The sequence below is a fragment of the Paenibacillus glacialis genome (assembly GCF_001637205.1).
GTDB classification, from domain to species: Bacteria; Bacillota; Bacilli; order Paenibacillales; family Paenibacillaceae; genus Paenibacillus_AQ; species Paenibacillus_AQ glacialis.
In genome coordinates this window covers 67,694-85,708 of record NZ_LVJH01000034.1, presented here as the reverse complement: position 1 = coordinate 85,708, position 18,015 = coordinate 67,694, and the positions used below count along the sequence as shown (strand labels likewise).

General features: G+C 40.9%; 19 protein-coding genes and 1 pseudogene. 4 read left to right on the top strand and 16 right to left on the bottom strand.

The window, feature by feature from the left end; translation table 11 throughout:
* Window positions 1-128: 128 nt before the first annotated feature.
* From PGLA_RS17875 to PGLA_RS17835, 9 genes and pseudogenes are all read right to left on the bottom strand, one after another.
* Window positions 129-788 (bottom strand): response regulator, encoded by a 660-nt coding sequence (locus PGLA_RS17875; protein ID WP_068535463.1) that lies wholly within the window; start codon window positions 786-788, stop codon window positions 129-131.
* The gene (locus PGLA_RS17870; protein WP_068535461.1) at window positions 785-1,624 is read right to left on the bottom strand and encodes a sensor histidine kinase; all 840 of its coding nucleotides are present in this window, start codon (window positions 1,622-1,624) and stop codon (window positions 785-787) included. The genes PGLA_RS17875 and PGLA_RS17870 overlap by 4 nt, the downstream gene beginning before the upstream one ends.
* A 301-nt stretch (window positions 1,625-1,925) precedes the next feature.
* Entirely contained in the window at window positions 1,926-2,456 is a 531-nt protein-coding gene (locus PGLA_RS17865) for a GNAT family N-acetyltransferase (RefSeq protein ID WP_068535459.1), read from the bottom strand.
* A gap of 620 nt (window positions 2,457-3,076) precedes the next feature.
* Window positions 3,077-3,346 (bottom strand): hypothetical protein, encoded by a 270-nt coding sequence (locus PGLA_RS28405; RefSeq protein WP_211269582.1) that lies wholly within the window; start codon window positions 3,344-3,346, stop codon window positions 3,077-3,079.
* A gap of 170 nt (window positions 3,347-3,516) precedes the next feature.
* Window positions 3,517-4,218, bottom strand: a complete 702-nt coding sequence (locus tag PGLA_RS17855) for a M50 family metallopeptidase (RefSeq protein ID WP_068535455.1) — start codon at window positions 4,216-4,218, stop codon at window positions 3,517-3,519.
* A 78-nt stretch (window positions 4,219-4,296) separates the two neighbouring features.
* Window positions 4,297-4,536: pseudogene (locus PGLA_RS17850) on the bottom strand (NADH-dependent flavin oxidoreductase); the annotation flags it as partial.
* Between the two features lie 153 nt (window positions 4,537-4,689).
* Complete coding sequence (locus PGLA_RS17845) at window positions 4,690-5,586, bottom strand: glycine betaine ABC transporter substrate-binding protein (RefSeq protein ID WP_068535493.1); 897 nt, start codon at window positions 5,584-5,586, stop codon at window positions 4,690-4,692.
* A gap of 12 nt (window positions 5,587-5,598) precedes the next feature.
* Window positions 5,599-6,435 (bottom strand): ABC transporter permease, encoded by an 837-nt coding sequence (locus PGLA_RS17840; RefSeq protein ID WP_068535452.1) that lies wholly within the window; start codon window positions 6,433-6,435, stop codon window positions 5,599-5,601.
* Window positions 6,432-7,631: a quaternary amine ABC transporter ATP-binding protein gene (locus PGLA_RS17835; RefSeq protein WP_068535450.1), complete on the bottom strand. Its 1,200-nt coding sequence runs from the start codon at window positions 7,629-7,631 to the stop codon at window positions 6,432-6,434. Before PGLA_RS17835 ends, PGLA_RS17840 begins: the two co-directional genes overlap by 4 nt.
* A 259-nt stretch (window positions 7,632-7,890) precedes the next feature.
* Between PGLA_RS17835 and PGLA_RS17830 the strand changes: the two genes are divergently transcribed.
* Window positions 7,891-8,454: a GbsR/MarR family transcriptional regulator gene (locus PGLA_RS17830; RefSeq protein ID WP_068535448.1), complete on the top strand. Its 564-nt coding sequence runs from the start codon at window positions 7,891-7,893 to the stop codon at window positions 8,452-8,454.
* Window positions 8,455-8,552: 98 nt separating this feature from the next.
* Here PGLA_RS17830 and PGLA_RS17825 read toward each other — a convergent pair whose 3' ends face one another.
* The 5 genes from PGLA_RS17825 to mobB all read right to left on the bottom strand — a co-directional run bounded on the left by PGLA_RS17825 (window position 8,553) and on the right by mobB (window position 11,661).
* Window positions 8,553-9,164 carry a flavin reductase family protein gene (locus tag PGLA_RS17825; protein WP_068535446.1) on the bottom strand — a complete coding sequence of 204 codons (612 nt, stop codon included), beginning with the start codon at window positions 9,162-9,164 and terminating at the stop codon, window positions 8,553-8,555.
* A gap of 23 nt (window positions 9,165-9,187) precedes the next feature.
* Window positions 9,188-9,814: a nitroreductase family protein gene (locus PGLA_RS17820; protein ID WP_068535444.1), complete on the bottom strand. Its 627-nt coding sequence runs from the start codon at window positions 9,812-9,814 to the stop codon at window positions 9,188-9,190.
* A gap of 19 nt (window positions 9,815-9,833) precedes the next feature.
* A complete protein-coding gene (locus PGLA_RS17815) occupies window positions 9,834-10,238 on the bottom strand; it encodes a DoxX family protein (RefSeq protein WP_068535442.1) in 405 nt (134 codons plus the stop codon).
* A gap of 261 nt (window positions 10,239-10,499) precedes the next feature.
* On the bottom strand, window positions 10,500-11,063 hold the full coding sequence (locus PGLA_RS17810) for a molybdenum cofactor guanylyltransferase (protein ID WP_068535440.1): 564 nt from the start codon (window positions 11,061-11,063) through the stop codon (window positions 10,500-10,502).
* Between the two features lie 49 nt (window positions 11,064-11,112).
* A complete protein-coding gene (mobB, locus tag PGLA_RS17805) occupies window positions 11,113-11,661 on the bottom strand; it encodes a molybdopterin-guanine dinucleotide biosynthesis protein B (RefSeq protein WP_161487943.1) in 549 nt (182 codons plus the stop codon).
* A 184-nt stretch (window positions 11,662-11,845) separates the two neighbouring features.
* Between mobB and PGLA_RS17800 the strand changes: the two genes are divergently transcribed.
* A complete protein-coding gene (locus PGLA_RS17800) occupies window positions 11,846-13,312 on the top strand; it encodes an alpha-amylase (RefSeq protein WP_068535437.1) in 1,467 nt (488 codons plus the stop codon).
* Window positions 13,313-13,396: 84 nt separating this feature from the next.
* On the opposite strand, the gene PGLA_RS17795 is transcribed toward PGLA_RS17800, so the two are convergent.
* Window positions 13,397-14,317 carry a TetR/AcrR family transcriptional regulator gene (locus PGLA_RS17795; protein WP_068535435.1) on the bottom strand — a complete coding sequence of 307 codons (921 nt, stop codon included), beginning with the start codon at window positions 14,315-14,317 and terminating at the stop codon, window positions 13,397-13,399.
* Between the two features lie 219 nt (window positions 14,318-14,536).
* Here PGLA_RS17795 and PGLA_RS17790 point away from each other — a divergent pair, with 219 nt between their 5' ends.
* Window positions 14,537-16,027 (top strand): MDR family MFS transporter, encoded by a 1,491-nt coding sequence (locus PGLA_RS17790; protein ID WP_068535431.1) that lies wholly within the window; start codon window positions 14,537-14,539, stop codon window positions 16,025-16,027.
* Between the two features lie 265 nt (window positions 16,028-16,292).
* Window positions 16,293-17,084: an HAD family hydrolase gene (locus PGLA_RS17785; RefSeq protein WP_068535430.1), complete on the top strand. Its 792-nt coding sequence runs from the start codon at window positions 16,293-16,295 to the stop codon at window positions 17,082-17,084.
* Between the two features lie 112 nt (window positions 17,085-17,196).
* On the opposite strand, the gene PGLA_RS17780 is transcribed toward PGLA_RS17785, so the two are convergent.
* Window positions 17,197-17,976 (bottom strand): DeoR/GlpR family DNA-binding transcription regulator, encoded by a 780-nt coding sequence (locus PGLA_RS17780; protein ID WP_068535428.1) that lies wholly within the window; start codon window positions 17,974-17,976, stop codon window positions 17,197-17,199.
* Window positions 17,977-18,015 lie beyond the last annotated feature (39 nt).

Here is an 18,015-nt window from a genome sequence, read left to right as displayed (position 1 = left end):
TCCCGAGGGATTATTAAAAGCGTTATCATTTATATTTAAGTGTACCTAATAAGCTATTTTTTCCATATAGCTCGATATAGCTATAGTCTTGAAGGAATTGTGTCTAATTTGTAGCATTCACAGAAAGCTTATTCCGTCCATTTGTTATCGTCCGGAATAAGCCCCTGTTCTAAGGCGTATCTGGTAAGTTGTACGCGATTTTGCACTTGTAGCTTCTTCAATATATTTTTTAAATGATTCTTCACGGTATACTCGGAAATACTGTATTTTTCAGAAATTTCTTTATTGGTCCAGCCAGCAGCAACACCATTTAAAATATCCTGTTCTCTCGATGTTAGTCGAACACTCGGTTCTCTTTTCTCTGTTAAGGAAACGTCTCTTAATATCTGATAAGCCACCTCTCGGCTCAAGGGTGCTTCTTCATTTACAATAGATTGAAGGTATTTTAGCCAGGTCGAAGGTTCAAGATTTTTCAGAAGATATCCTTGCGCCCCTCGTTTTAACGCCTCAAGCAGATGAATCATATCATCCGACACGGTGATCATTACGATTTTGACATACGGTAACATAAGCTTTATCCGTTGGGTTGCCTCTAGCCCATCCATAACCGGCATTTGAATATCCATCAGTATTAAATCCGGAAGCCACTGTTCTGTAAATTCAATGGCCTGTTGACCACTGGTCACAACTCCAATAACTTCAAAGCTCTTATCCATCGACAATATGTCACATATAGCCTCTCTTGCATGAGAGCTATCGTCCACGACCAAGACACGGGTGTGCGTCATCCTATTTCACCCTCTTTGGTCAATTCGACAATAGTGTATTGATGATCTCTTTCTAACTGCAATCTCCAGTTCATATTTTCAGTTCTTTCCTTCATAATATTTAATCCATATCGATCCTTAGGTTGGAATTGATCCATCTCAAATCCTTTACCATTATCTTTAATTGTTACTTTCCAGCTGTATTCGTCTCCTTCTCCGTGTATCCACCCTTTTGATGCCACCGCGTGTTTCTCAATATTCACGATGGCCTCTTGGATACAGGCAAGAAGCTCTACCTTTTCTTTCGGGTTTAGTGCATAATCGGGAATGCTCCAATCCACATCCATATCAAGAAATACTTCATCAGCCATTCTCCGTACTTTATTATCCAGGGATTCGTTAGATATAAGTGCCTCATCTGCTGCGGGGTCGTATCTTAAATTGGCAATAGCCTGACGAACATAACAGTTCACTTCGTGAACAGTCTTTCTAATTGTATAGACCTCCTGAAGGTGATGCTCCCGTTCTTCATGAACTTCCAATCGATCTACCTTTACTGACAGTAAAAAAAGTGATTGTGCAATACCATCATGAAGCTCTATGGCCAATTTTTCCCTTGCTTCAAGTGCACTTTTAGCTGCTCGTTCGTGCTCCAATTCCCGTTGAATCCGCTCCAGCATGTGAAAGAGTTTATTCAACAACGTTATACTTAGCACATAGACAATTAAGGGAGTAATCCAGTTGCCAATTTCCATGGATATGTAGGATAACAAATACTCATGTCTGACATATTCCCATACACCAAGTGTTACTGTAGGTATAAATAAAATCATCCATTTAATCTGCTTGTATGTCATGTTTCTTCTCCTTTAAGAGTAAATAACAATCTCTTCATTTCTACTCCAAGCATAACTTTCTTTAGAGAATAGGACATGACTCAATAGAGCTATACATGTGGAAGATACAAATATCAATTGTAGACATTTTATGACAACTAAATGGAACTGAGCACGCTTCTACGTAGCCTCTTGTTGATACGACAATAAAGACCGACTTTTTTGTCGGCCTGAATGAAGAAGTTAATATGGCTTGCCATAATGGATCTGGAACTAAGCGAAATAGCCTATATTTCTGTGAAATATAGGCTAAAAAATTGAATCAATCTGTTATTAGTTTTGAATACATATGAAGATCGATAAACTTTCCTTTTGATCGCTCACACTGCCTTAGTGTTCCCTCAAACTTAAAGTTCAATTTTTGTAAAACATTTATCGAATTCACGTTTTCGGGTTCAACTTTTGCTTCAATTCGATTTAGTTTTAAACATGAGAATGCGTAATCTAACAAGGAGCAGATGGCTTCTGAAGCATATCCTTTGCCCCAAAATGCTTTAGCGATGTCATAACCAATTTCTGCTCTTCCATTGTCAAAATCTAAGGAGTTATAACCACAAGAACCAATAATTTTATTAGATTCTAATTCAATAATAGCGAAACGAACAGCTTTGTTACATTGAGCAAGTTCATCAAGAAGTTCAATCATGCCTTTTGCCTGGTTTTCATCACTGAAAGAACTTATATTCATGAACCTAATCACATCTGGATCAGACCATATTTGAAATAAGCTCGACGAATCTGACACTTCCATTTTTCTTAAATGTAGCCTTTCCGTGTGTAATTCTGTAATCAATAGTTTTACCTCCATTATATTGTTATAGTTGGATTAAAAATATTGATATCTGCGCATAGTCCAGTCCCTTCGTTGTTCAAGATAGTCTTATTATATATACGCGCAAAGGAAAAGCAAACAGATAGTTTCATAATAGGAATAAAATTGAATATTCATGCTTAAGATTCAACACCTAGACAAACTAGTACTTGAAAAAAAGGACCCGATTTCAATTCGAGGCCTCTGAAAAAGTCCACACGCATTTGTGTAGGAGGCCGCTACGATAACGGATTGTCCTTCCGATCGCTGTTGCCCTCCGATTTCTTGATTATATACCTCATGGCGGTTGAAATCAGAGGGCAAACATATGCTTTCGATGTAGCTTTCCTACGGAAATCTTGTAGGCGAACGCTTACGCTTCTTCAGGACAATTCCGTCACCTGCGCTACTTCGTACATTAGAACTTATTATCTGCAAGTATGGATTATGGATTTGAGACATACTTTGCACTATATATTCGTGCGATAGATGCCTCTTTTTTGTATAATTTAGCTATCTATTTCAGGCGGTGTTCAGAATGATTCCTAACCAACCCTCTCTTATTCTAAGTCCATACATAGCCATTTACGATATCGTTGTGCCTAAAGATAATATGCTACGTCATTCCCGCCAACACGCCACAGCGATATGGGGCTTCCACCCATACACCATGGAGTATTTACTGGTTTCATCTTCTGGGTGACCATGTAGATGCCTTCATTCGCATGTACGAGATGGATACCAGTCCGGTTCATCTTCCGATCGGTGCGCTGTCCGAGTTCAGGGAAGTTTTTGATAAATGCTATGTACTCCTCTCGGACAAAACCCATTCGCTTCCCATTCACACGTACGTATCTCAAACTATCCGCCAACTGATCAGCGGCATCGGGATCAGCGAAAAGACTTCCCCCGAGGGGATTTATCATCTAATCCAAACATTGTCAATGAAAATGTAAAATTTAGATCTTACCACCAATATGCTTATAACAAAAAACGAACTCAGCATAAATCATACTGAGTTCGTGAAAACTTATTAATTCATTTATAAAGAAAAAGTGTGGGTAGACTCTTTCCCTCGTGAAGATTGTCGTCTGTCAAAGAACAATGAGAAGGCAATCTTGGCACAAACAAGGGAGAAGGTTAGAAATAACAGCGCCCAGAATACGGCAGGTACCGATGTCCATGAGGCAAGATTAGAAGCGTCTCCTGCCCTTCCCTTACCTGTGATGGAGTGTATAACGAGATAGAACGGTCCTAATACGGATTCCTCTAATGTTAGAAAAGCTAGCAATCCGTAATAGATATTGTGGACTGCAGGAGGTAAATACATCATTACGATGTTCAGTACGATAAATCCCACAAGCCAAAACACCCCATACCCTTGATGCACATACATAATGAGCATGACTACTGCAATTGTAGTGAGTAGTACCAATCCCCATTTTTCTCGGCGTTTACTCATCCAATAGAACAATAGCACCGCACATAGTGACGCCAATGTATAACCAGCAAATCCAACGAGCATGGACGACCAGGTTGATGTCGTCGTTGAATAAGTAGAACCACTATGATCTGCATTCAATTGAATAGCCAGTACCCTCCCCGACGTGAGCAACGTCAATACCGCATGACCGAACTCATGAATCATGGTGTCTACTGTACGAAACACATAACTAAAGGGTATGAGTCTCGTTAAGACTACCGAACCCACCAGAAATAGAATCGTCTTCAGCCATTTATTCAAAGCCATCCCCCTACTTTGCCTATATCAGGCATTTATTCTTATTCTGATATTAACAAGAATAAGCGGAATTTACATCTATTAAACGACAGGGAACCAACCAGGTCTACTTACAATGGCATGCCATAATGGACCTGGAACGACAAGTAGTTCCTGTTCATCTATACTTAATATCGTTCTTATATCCGCTTCTCTACCTGATTCTATCTTCTCCACCCAATCAGGTTCAATAATGAGTTCTCTTCCCAATGCAACAAGTGGAATCCCTATCTCAAGAGCTTTCAAGGCAACATCCGCTGAATGAATAGAACCTACACCCATCTTCCATTTGATTAGTCCTCCATATTTATATATTATTCATACTGTAATTATTATAGTTACATTTAAGAAAGTTTGCAAATATGTTAAGATTCTTGAAAAAAAAGTGGGAACGCATTCGCCCCCACCATTATTCATAAATATATTTTTATACAATTATTCAATTCCAGCAATCCATTCGTTAACCTTAGCTTCGTTCGCAGCAACCCATTTCTTAGCAGCTTCTTCTTCTGACATGCCTTCCATTATATCACCCATCACAGATTCCATATCTGCTGGTGTCCACTCGAATTGATCAAGAAAACGATAGGCTTTAGGTTGATCTTCTTTCAGTCCTAAACGCACCAGTGTATGGATCTCTTCACTTTCACCGAATACTTTCTTGGGATCTTCAAGATATTTCAGATCCATATCAGCGAACATCCAATGTGGCGTCCATCCTGTAACAACAATTGGTTCTTTTTTAGCGTAAGCATCTTGAAGTACTTTCACCATAGCAGCAGAGGAGCTTGCAAGAACATTCCAGTTGTTCAGATCATATTCTTTGACCGCATTCTCTGCCTGTGTCATGATACCCGCACCCGGTTCAATTCCCGTAATCGTATGGTCAACTAATTTCCCTACGTCTTCTTTCTTTAAGTCCTCAATCGATTTAATATCCATATAGGCTGGAACAACCAACCCAAGTTTAGTACCTTTTAAATTCGGTCCAAGATCCTCGAGTTTGTTCTTATTAGGCTCATAGTAGATCTCGCCATGTGTGCTTGGCAACCACGCCGCTACCATCGCATCAGCAGCACCATCTGCAACACCAACGTACATAGGTCCAGCATCCACCTGTATCATCTCAACCTTATAATTCAATTTACTCTCCAATACTTCCTTCACGACATTCGTACTGGCGATTTCAGAATCCCATGCTACATAGGCTAACTTTATTTTTTTACTCTTCTCGGTACCCGCATTGTTCGCGTTCTTGTTACTTGAACAACCTGCAAGTACTAAAGTCATGACCATAAATGCAGCGAGCAGGATATTCATTTTCTTGTTCATCAACAATTAGAATCACTCCTTCTTATTCTTCTTAGCTAATTTCTGAGTCATTCGATCCAACATGATCGCAAGAACGACAACGGCTAAACCTGCTTCCGTACCCATACCCGTCTTCGCTTGCGTCACTGCTCTATAGACATCCGCTCCGACACCTTGTGCTCCGATCATCGAAGCAATAACAACCATCGATAGTGAAAGCATAATCGTCTGATTAATTCCAGCCATAATGGTCGGAATCGCAATCGGCAGCTGTACCTTGATTAACTTCTGCATGCCTGTTGATCCGAAAGCATCTGCTGCTTCTACCAAATCCTCAGGAACCTGACGAATAGCTAAACTGGTTAATCGAATGGTCGGTGGAATGGAGAATATAACTGAGGCGATTACACCCGGTACGACACCTAATGAGAAGAAAGCAACCGCTGGCAACAAATACACAAATGCCGGCATCGTTTGCATCAAATCCAGTATCGGTGTTACCACACTCTGGACTTTTTTGTACTCCGCACACAGAATGCCTATTGGCACACCTACTACAATTGAAATAAATGAAGCAGTTAACACCAACGCGAGCGTATCCATGGTATGTTCCCAGTAACCTAAATTAAGTACCAGCAGCAACCCTAAAAGCGTAAAAGCTCCTAGTCTGTATCTTCCAAGCCAGAAGGCTAGGACCGTAAATATAGCGATCACAACTAGCGGTGGGAAAAAGTTGAATCCATCTGCCAACCCATCAACGACACTACCTACCACTAGCTTAACACCATCAAAAAAAGGTTCAAAATTCGTCTCCAACCAACCTTCCAGAGACTCTACCCATTCTCCAATTGGAATCTTAGGTATACTCATTTCGCTTCACCTGCTTCCGCGTCAGAATGTCCAGTTAATGCCGCAAGAACAGCGCCTCTGATTACAATACCAACTAAGCGTTTGCGTTCATCAATAACGGCTACAGGAATTTTGGCACTACTCACAACATCAAATAGCTCAGCAAGAAGTACTTCCGGAGACACAATCGGTGTATCACGAATTATAATTTCCCCAAGCGTCTGTCCTGACTTAATGGCTGCTAACGCATCCTCTGCAGTCACAACGCCTAAAAGTTGACGAGTTTTGTCCACAACATAGAGGTTTGAAATCCCTCGATCACGCATCAGTTGTAACGCGACCCGTGGCCCACGGTCCATGGATATCGTCTCGGCACGAATCATGACATGAGCGGCCGTGAGCACTTTAGATAAATCTACATTCTCGACAAATCGCTCAACAAAAGCATTCGCAGGGTTCATCAGAATTTCTTCCGGTGTACCAATCTGAACAACCGATCCATCCTTCATCAACGCAATCCGATCACCAATACGTAGAGCCTCATCAAGGTCATGCGTGATGAATATGATCGTCTTCTTCATGTTCTCTTGCAGCTCAAGTAATTCATCTTGCATATCCTTACGAATAAGTGGGTCAAGTGCACTAAAGGCTTCATCCATCAACAGAATATCAGGATCATTAGCCAACCCTCGAGCGAGTCCAACACGTTGCTGCATCCCCCCACTTAGTTGATCCGGTTTCCGGTCTTCAAGACCTCCCAACCCAACTAATGCTAAGGATTCCTTCGCTTTCTTAGTTCGTTCCTCTTTCCCTACCCCTTGTACCTCTAATCCATATTCAACATTCTCTAGTATCGTACGATGTGGAAATAGAGCAAATTTCTGAAAAACCATGCTCATCGTCTTACGTCGAACTTGTCGCAGTTCTTCCTTATTCATTTGAAGAATGTCCTTGCCATTAATAAGAACTTGTCCAGCTGTCGGTTCAATAAGACGATTCAACAATCTAACGACTGTTGACTTCCCACTACCAGACAAACCCATAATAACGAATATCTCACCAGCTTCAATTGAGAAATTGACCTGATTAACCCCTACTGTTAATTTCGTTTCTTTCGCAATACGTTCCTTAGACCAACCTTGTGCTAGTAAAGGAAACGCCCTTTTCGGATCGTTACCGAACACTTTACTTAACGATTTGACCTCTATAATTGGCATCTTTATGCCCCTTTCAATCATCTGTATCTAATTTATGGCACTTATATAGTGTAGACTTGTTCAAAAATAGGGTCAAAATGTAAAACAGACCGTGTAGTACGTACAGTTTTAACTTTATGTACTTTATTAACTGTATACTCCGTTTAACTTACAATTCCTGCAATGTTGTATTCTTTACTTTTCAAACACTTTTTTTTACAATGAATGCTGTGGATATTGTTTCCGCTCATCGCAAGCGTTATTCAAGGGAGTGTACGAAATGACAACATTTGATGGATTAAATGAAGAGCAAGCTAAAGTGATCGAAAAGGCGCGCCAACGCGTCATGGATTCTATTGGAAAAAATATGGATCTTTATGGGGTCACGATGTCCATTGGTCATTTGTACGGAAATATGTATTTCCACGATGGTCCCGTCACGCTCGACGAGATGGGTCAGGAAATGGGCATGAGTAAAACAAGTATGAGTACAGGGATGCGTGCATTAGTAGATCTGAAAATGATAAATAAGGTTTGGGGAAAAGGATCGAGGAAAGATCTGTATGAAGTAGAAGGCGATTGGCACCAAAATTTTGTCGAATACTTCTCTATCAAATGGCGAAAATCTATGGAAATGAATATTAATTCTTTACATAAATCGTTAACAGAGCTTCGAAAGCTTCGGGAAGAGAACAGTGATAATGAGGCACTGGTTGCCCATGTCGAGATGGATATCGACAGAATGAACCACGCGATCCTATATTACAGATGGTTAGGTCGTTTTATCGATGCATTAGAAACCGGGCAAATTTTCGATTGGATTCCTAAAGAAGAGCAAGAATAGTAGGTTCTTATCTTCTCAAATATGTTAAATGCCGTAAGCTATCATTCACGATAGCTTACGGCATTTTTATGTTGTTTTAAACAACACTTTAATACGATTTATTCAGGACGTTCTATCGTAAATATCTCGCCCAATTTTGCGTAGGAATTGCCTGCCAGCCGACTCACTGGCTTCAACATTTCGGGATCAATATATCCGTCTTGATACACCGATTCGTCAAGATGAAAGCAAACCACTCTTCCAATTAATAGATCCGTAGACGGCGAATCCTTGGTCCCCCCGAGCGGAATACAATGTTCAAGTAGGCACTCCATTCGAATACTCGCTTCTGCAATGCCGGGGACAGCTATCTTGTCACTTGCTACAGGTGTAAGCCCTGCTAGAAGAACTTCGCTCTGATCCGGTGGTAAGCTTGCTGCTGTCTCGTTAATCTGCTGAATGTACGATTCATCAGATATATGAACAACAAATTCGCCTACTTCTACGGCATTCCTAGCAGTATCCTTCTGAACACCGTTCTTTCTCTGTACAGATATAGAAATCAAAGGAGGATCTGTCGTAACAATATTAAAATAACTATACGGTGCTGCATTTAGAACTCCCTGATTCGAGAGTGTTGTAACGAAGGCCACCGGCCGTGGAATAATGCTCCCTATTAACAATTTATAGTTGTCACGATCACTTTGATCTGACGGATCAATAGATATCACGGACATTTCCCCTTTACGTTGAATCAGAACTGATTATAACTCACGAATTCCCCTACAGGCTTACGATATCCACGTGGTCTTCCACTACCGGTATCTTCTTTCCCAATGGCGATCATCAGAGCTGGTACGTATACTTCAGGAATATTTAAATCTGTACGTATTACCTCCGGGTCGAAACCAATCATTGGGCAAGTGTCCCAACCCTTTTCTTTAGCTATCAACATGAAGTTCATAGCGCTTAGACTCGCATTACGAATGGCTTCTTCTCTCTTAAAGGTTTCCCCTCTACTTTCATAAAAAGATTCCACCGATTCTACAGTCATATCATATTCCTGTTGATTAATCACGCCCAAATGAAGTAATCCTTCATTCATTCGCCCAGCGTCCTTGTACGCATTCTTATTACCAAGAACTATAATGACAGCAGAAGCAGTCTGTACTTTATATTGCTTATTAGCTGCTAAATAGACCTTGTTCAACAACTCAGGATCTTTAACAACCACGTAATGCGTATGCTGTAAATTAAACGCAGATGGGCCATATTTCACAAGATTAAAGATATCATCTAATTCGTTATTCAGTATTTCCACACCAGTAATGAATTTATTAGCTGATCTGCGTGACTGTAATAGTGAAATGAATTCACTCATGTATGTTTCCCCCTAAATATTATTTCAGTAAAATAGCATCAAGTGAGTAGTCTCCAGCACCAATGAGCGCTAGACCAACCGATACAGCAATCAACAATACGTTGTATTCATATCCGTTAGCTGTGGCCCAATATCCGTTTGGACCGTGTACTTTAACGATAGCTCCTAGCATCGTCGCCACAATGAAGACTGCACCAATTACGGTGAATAGCCCTGATGCCAGCATTAATCCTCCCATAAGTTCCATTATACCTGCCATGACAGCCATCACAACACCGGGTTTCATCCCGATGGATTCCATCCATCCACCTGTTCCTTTTGGACCATAACCACCAAACCAACCAAACAACTTCTGTGCACCATGCGCCATAAAACTTAACCCCACGACCAATCGAATAATTAACAATCCTAATGCAATACTCATTTCTAATTCCTTCATGTTATTGTATTGGTTATCTTTTACACTGCATAATATCTCAACATTAAGATATATATCTAAAAAAACGCTTTTTATTTTTATTTAATATATCTTGATTTAAAGATACTCCATTTAATTGTATTCGTCAATCTTTATTTCATATCGACATCCGTTCTTTATAAATGAAAAAATAGTAGTCCCCGCTCATATCAGGTGACCACTACCGACTTACACTCACTCGAAATGGCCTTAGGACTTCACCCCCTCCTAATGTTCTTGAGGGGTGTTCATATTCTGGAACACTTCATGGGCACTGCTTGTCAGCTCATTCCCCTCTACCCATCGGACATCAACTGCCTCTAATAATTTCATTACACTGTATTGTCCATTCTCCAAAGCCTGATGAATGGAATCCCTCATCCGATGATTATAGATAGCAACGATTGGATGCTGTACCCCTTTCACCTCCACTGCAAGCACATCTTCATCCTCATAGGCCGCAACCAGTGAATCTATTACATCACTATTTATGTATGGCATGTCACACGGCACAATAACATATCGATCTGCTTGAAAGTTAGACATAACGGAATATACCCCTGCAAGGGGTCCACATCCCCTGAACTCTTTTACATCGACGATGACGTTCATACCTTGATTAAATTGCCCTAGAAACTCTGGGCGAGCTACCAACACAACTTCATCACTCACCTTCAATAAAGCTTCATTTGCAATCTCATAATAAAACTTGCCATCTCGCTTCGCGAAAGCTTTCGGAGATCCATAACGCCGTGATAATCCACCTGCAAGGACAACACCTATAGTATTCATGACCAATCTCCTTCCTAGCATATTACATACTAAAGAACGCACAATAACACTACAGAACATCTTCCATGAAGTGTACCATCCAGTCCTTGATCTCTATTTCATTTGAGATGTTGATGACGTCATATTCTCCATCAATCTCCACCCCTTCATAGGCCATAACCAGTATAATATTCGTTAGTTTCTGTAAGCTTTCCCATTCTTCCTTCGATCGTACAATCACAACTTTCGGTTCAATCGCTTGCTTAAATCCCTCTATTAATATGATATTGGGGTCCGACAACACTGCCATATTCAATAAGTCTTCATACTTAGGTTCAAGCTGCATATGCAACTGAACCATTCCACCACCAACAGCTATAGAACTAACTGCCCCGTTCACTAAGAACTTCATACTATCCGTGTCAGAAGAGGGCATTTCAAGCGGTCCACCATGTCCATGATGTTTGATAACCGACACACGATAGTGGTGAGCTACCAATACTTGAATCCAGCATTCAACGAGTGTTGTTTTTCCACTATTTTTATATCCCACGACTTGTAATATCTTTACACCATCCATTGTGTAGTCCTTTCTCAGCTTGAAATCGAAGATGTTCATCGAAGCCTCCATTTACATCCATCATAGGATAATCCCTTCACCCATACAACTGATTTAATTCACACCTATCTACCAGATAAGTTTAATAACTATAGAACAATGGGCAATCTGTATAAGAGAAGGATACTCCCTCTTGTGTGAGATTAAATTATTCAAGCTATTATTCTAAAGGGGGATTACTTATATGAAGCGCAATCATACGATGATGCAGTTCTTTGAATGGCATGTTGAATCAGACGGAACACATTGGAAACGTCTAAAGGACACTGCATCTGATCTGAAACAGAAGGGTATCAGTACAGTGTGGATTCCACCGGTTACCAAAGGGCAGTCCAAGGATGATACTGGATATAGCACATATGATTTGTACGACCTAGGAGAATTCGATCAAAAAGGGTCCGTTCGAACGAAATATGGATCGAAACAAGAATTGATCGATGCCATCACACTTTGTCACGAACATGGACTTGCAGTATATGTAGATCTGGTCATGAATCATAAAGCTGGAGCAGATGAAACAGAGAAATTCAGCGTCATTGAGGTGGATGGTAACGACCGAACGAAGGAAATATCAAAGCCCTTTGATATTGAAGGCTGGACCAAATTCACATTCCCAGGACGCGGGAATACCTACTCCTCATTCAAGTGGAATTCAGAGCATTTTAACGGAACAGATTATGATGCAAGTAAAAAACGGAGTGGTATTTTCCGAATCCTAGGTGAGAATAAACATTGGAACGAGAATGTAGGCAATGAATTCGGTAATTATGACTATCTAATGTTCGCCAATATCGACTACAATCACCCACAAGTGAAAGAAGAAATGATCACATGGGGCAAATGGCTTGCTGAGACGTTATCTTGTAATGGCTATCGTCTTGATGCTATCAAGCATATTAATCATGACTTCATTAAAGAATTCGCCACTGAAATGATTAAAGCACGTGGAGAGAATTTCTATTTGGTAGGCGAGTTCTGGAATCCAGAGTTATCTAAATGCCAACAGTTTCTAGATACGATTGACTATAAAATTGATCTGTTCGACGTATCCCTCCACTACAAATTACGCGCTGCTTCAGAAGGCGGTAGATCCTATGATCTCAGAACTATTTTCAAAGATACACTAGTTAACTCCCATCCTCAGAACGCTGTGACGTTTGTCGATAATCACGATTCACAACCTCATGAAGCGCTTGAGTCCTGGGTGAAGGATTGGTTCAAACAAAGTGCATACGCCCTTATTCTACTTAGACAGGATGGTTATCCTGTCGTCTTCTACGGAGATTATTATGGAATTGGTGGCTTAGAACCACAAGCAGGCAAACAAGCAGCCATTGATCCACTGTTGTATGCTCGTTACCATAAGGCTTACGGTAAGCAACAAGATTATTTCGATCATCCGAATACGATTGGATGGGTGCGCCAAGGTGTGCAAGAAATCGAACGTTCGGGATGCGCTGTTGTTATTTGTAATGGCGATAAAGGAGAAAAGCGAATGTTGGTTGGGAAAGAACGTGCAGGGGAAGTCTGGGTCGATCTGACCAATACCAGAAAGGAGCGTATTACCATTGCAACAGACGGATTTGCAACATTTCCAGCCAATGGTGGAAGCGTATCTGTCTGGGCATACCCGGAAGATGATGTAGAATGACCATAGATCATCCAATACGAAAAGGGCATTCGCTACAGCGTATACGTTACGTGTAAGCGGGATGCCCCCTTTTTCTCGAAAAATCTATTCCTTAGGAGTACATTCAAATGTTAATCCTTGCTTCAGATTATTCATTACAAGCTTGTCCAATTGCTGAATAATATCTTTAAGCCCATGCTCTTTCTCCAACAATCCAATGAGCGCGCGAATCAATACTATTTTGGGTTGTTCACATGTTAGTTCCTCTTGCAGTAGTTGGGTGGCTTCCTGAAGTTCCGTCTTCTCAGAATTCGTTATCGCAAGTTCCTTAATCGTAGACCTTAACCGCTGGATTAGATCAAGTCTCTGTGTAACGTCAGGAATCTGTTCCCCCTTTAGCCCATACTGTATGTACTCACTCATGTCTGAATCTTGTAATAAGGCCGGTCTTGTTCTGACTTGCATATTTGTCGTCATATCCTCCATACACTGTACGACAAATGCAGCCATATCCCGAGCAATAAGTGACTTTTTCTCAAAAATGAATAAGAATATTAACTCCCGCATAATCCCATTATAAATCATCACTAGGTCCCATATATTGGGTTCTATACCGTCCCCAAATACGCGCAAGAGGCTCTCTTTATTATAATTCAGAAGATTAGCCCTTAGACGAAATAAAAAAGGTGCAATCTTCCCATCTGGCAACGTTAATTTCTTTACTTCCTGCATAATAAAACTATTATCTAGAAAGAAACCAATTTGACATTCCGTCTCGCGAATAAACACTTCCTTTAGGGAAAGTGTCTCATCTATTCGAATATTTCTAATTTGTTCAGTCATTCTATGCTGTTGCATCATCAAAACTTCAATAAGTAAATCTTCCTTCGAGTTAAAGAGATTATACAAAGAACCCTTGGCGACGCCGCAGTCATCTGCAATGTTCTGTATGGATGTAGCCATGTATCCTTTTTCCAAAAAAAATCGCATGGCTGAATCTAATATTTTCTGCTTTGTTACACTCAATTTGCAACCTCTTTTCAAGAAATAAATTGACTTTATTTAAAAATTGAGTAAAATTTAGTATATGTTTTGACCAATGGGTTTTATTAAAAACTACACGGTCAATAGTACATATTAATTGTTTTTACGTCAAGATATCTAACTTATGGGTTGATCGCTTACATCAATTCCATTCTATATATCGCGAAGTAAACCAAAGGAGAATGGGAGAGAGATAACTGAATGGCTATACAAAATGTAACAAGAGCTCCAGTGCACACCGAGTTTTCTATAAAGGCGATTATTGCTCCCCTCATGGCTGTTATCCTAGGTATGATTATGGTCATCCTAGACAGCACCGTTATCAACGTGGCTATACCGAACTTACAAGCGTATTTCGGGACAGAATTGAAGACGATACAATGGACGATTACCGGGTATATGCTAGCATTATCAGCCGTTATCCCGTTGGCCGGATGGATGACAGATAAGTTCGGAGCTAAGCGAATATTCCTCATCACCATTACTTTATTTACACTTGGATCTGTGCTTTGCTCTCTAGCTCAAACCTCAGAACAACTCATTGTATTCCGTATTATTCAAGGGCTTGGAGGCGGTATGGTCGCTCCTATTGGGATGGCCATGGTCTTCAGACTTGCTCCTCCTGATAAGAGAGGTTCCGTTATGGGTATGCTCGGTATCCCTATGCTACTTGCTCCTGCTTCTGGACCTATCTTATCGGGATGGCTGATCCAAGTTGCATCATGGCATTGGATCTTCATTATTAACGTACCGATCGGGATTGCTGCTGTCATTGTAGGGATTAAGTTCTTACCTTCATTCGAGAGCAAGAAGGTTCCTTCCCTCGATATTCTTGGAATCATTCTCGCTCCAATTGCATTCGCCATGTTAGCTTATGGTGTAACTGAAGCAGGAACCAGTTGGACATCTAGAAGTACGTTAACAGGATTGATCGTTGGTGGTGTTGCCCTTATCCTGTTCATTATCGTGGAGCTGAAGCAGAAGGAACCATTACTAGAACTTCGTGTCTTTGCTTCTTCTGACTTCACACGGGGTGTTATCTTATCTTGGATAACACAGGTCGCTTTGTTCGGTGCTATTCTCATGATTCCGTTATATTTGCAAGAGGTAAGAGGATTTACGCCGCTAGAAAGTGGTTATACCACGCTTGCTCAGGCCCTTGCATCCATGGTATTTATGCCTCTTGGAGGCAAACTGTTCGATAAGTGGGGCGCACGTCCACTTGCCCTGACAGGTCTAACGCTAGTATCCATAGCCCTATTCCTATTTTCTCAGATTACCGTGGATACAGCTATGTTTATGATTGTACTTCCACTTATGTTTATGGGTGCAGGAATGGGTCTAACGATGATGCCACTAAATACGCACATCCTAAATTCAGCTCCACGTAGACTTGTGAATCGGGTAACGCCGTTAACATCAGCTACACAACAAGTCGTTATATCGTTCGCTATTGCTGGCTTGACTGGGTATTTAACTTCACAAATAGCACATCACATGTCCGCTCCTGAGACAGCCGGGAACATGCAAGCAAGCTCTACCGCTGCATTTGCTGATACATTCTTGATCACAGCTTGTATTGCAGTTGCAGGATTATTATTAACTACACTTCTGCGTAAACCTCGTGTTAAACCAGGTGACGAGCTGGCAGATGACGAAATGCCGGATGCAAAGACGATGATTTCGCATTAAGTAAATGTAGGTATTTAAAAATAGAAGAGGATGTCCCTCAAGCCTTGTATTAGGCTACGGGACATCCTCTTCTTTTTCGTAGATACCTGTCATATTGGCGAATTTTACGATGATTATCTTGGATGTAGTCTATCGGGTTAGGAGAAGGTTAGATTTATATTTCTATAATAAAATACATGCGTTTTAATGTTGTTTTCCCATTGACAACAAAGATATTTTTATTAATAATAAAGAATAAACAACAAGAAAGGCGAGACAAAACCATATGATAAAAGCAATCATTTTTGATTTGGACAATACACTTTATTGGGACGAACGCTCGAATGATGAAGCTTTGGAAGCTACTTGTCTCTTTGCATCAAGTCATATTCCAGCAATTTCTCCCGATAAACTTAAACATGACGTCATCCGAGAAGCCGAGCTACAATTCGCCACTTCCACTTTTTTCGATTTCGCTAGTTCAATTGAAGTCACGACACTAGAAGCGCTTTGGGCCCGATTCGACGTAGGATCTCATCCCATGTTAGAGAAGATGCGGATTGAAGCCCCTATCTATCGATTTAACGCATGGCATGCGGCACTTCAAAGCTCAGGTCAATATAATCCGGACTTAGCTTCACTTCTTGCTACACGATATCCCCAAGAGCGCAGAAAAAGATCATTTATTTATGATGACACGTTCGAAACGCTTACCCTACTTCGTTCCAAATACCGCCTTCTCCTATTGACGAACGGAACCCCAGATCTACAACGGGAGAAAGTGGACAGCGTTCCGGAACTGGCTTCTTTTTTTGAACATATCATCATTTCCGGTAATTTCGGAGAAGGCAAACCTTCGGAATCCATATTCCGTCATGCCATCGATTTACTCGAAATCAAACCAAATGAAGCCGTGATGGTCGGAGATAACCTGTACACAGATATACTCGGGGCCAATCGTTGCGGTATTCAGAGTATTTGGATAAACCGTTCCAATGCCTCTAGACCCGACCATATACATCCAACGCGTGAAGCATTGTCGTTAAGTGAACTTCATCCCCTGTTGCTTTCATTGTAATGGCGAACACGAAATACAACAAAACCAAAGATCGAGATCTCAAAGTAATATAAAATGCCGCTCCTTCATCCAAGATGAAAGAGCGGCATTTCATGTCCCTACACAATATAGATTAGTTGATCCAACGAAGGTCTATTTTCATTAACTCATCTTCCCAATCTTCTGGGCAACTTACATCCGACACAATGATATCCACTGCATGGATCGGCATAATTTTAGAGAAAGCTTGAACCCCGATTTTGGAATGATCAGCTAGAACAATCGTCTGGCTTGCGGCATTTGAGAACATTTTTGAAATATGGGATTCGTTAATATCATAGTCCGTAATCCCTGTTTTCAACGAAACGCCGCCTACCGACAGAAATGCTTTGTCTAGATGGAACTCCTGCAGCATATTCTCGCACAGAGGACCTGTTATAGAGTTCTGTTCCGGATTCAACTCACCACCTAGAAAGATAACCTTCCCGGTAAACCGCCCTCTGCTTAAAGCTTCCGACAAATGAACGCCAACAGCCAAGGAATTCGTTAACACTGTAATGTTCTTTTTCCCTCGAATCGACTTCACCATTTCAATCATCGTCGTGCCTACGTCCAATGCGATCATTTCACCATCTTGAATTAGTGAAGCGGCAATTTCGCCGATTCTCTGCTTACCTTCGACATTAATCGTTTCCCGTTGCTCAAAAGTAGGCTCTCCATACTCATATGCAGAACGTACAGCGCCGCCGTGCACTCTGCGTAAATGGCCTTCGGATTCCAAAAAGTCTAAATCACGTCGAATCGTCTCTGTCGTAACGCCAAGTTCATCGGCAAGCGGAATCACTTTGACTTTGCCGTCTTGAATTAAGTATTGCATGATCAGATCTTGTCGTTCTTTTGCCAATAGAGACATCCGTTTACCACCTGTCTTCGTAAATAATAAACATAATAC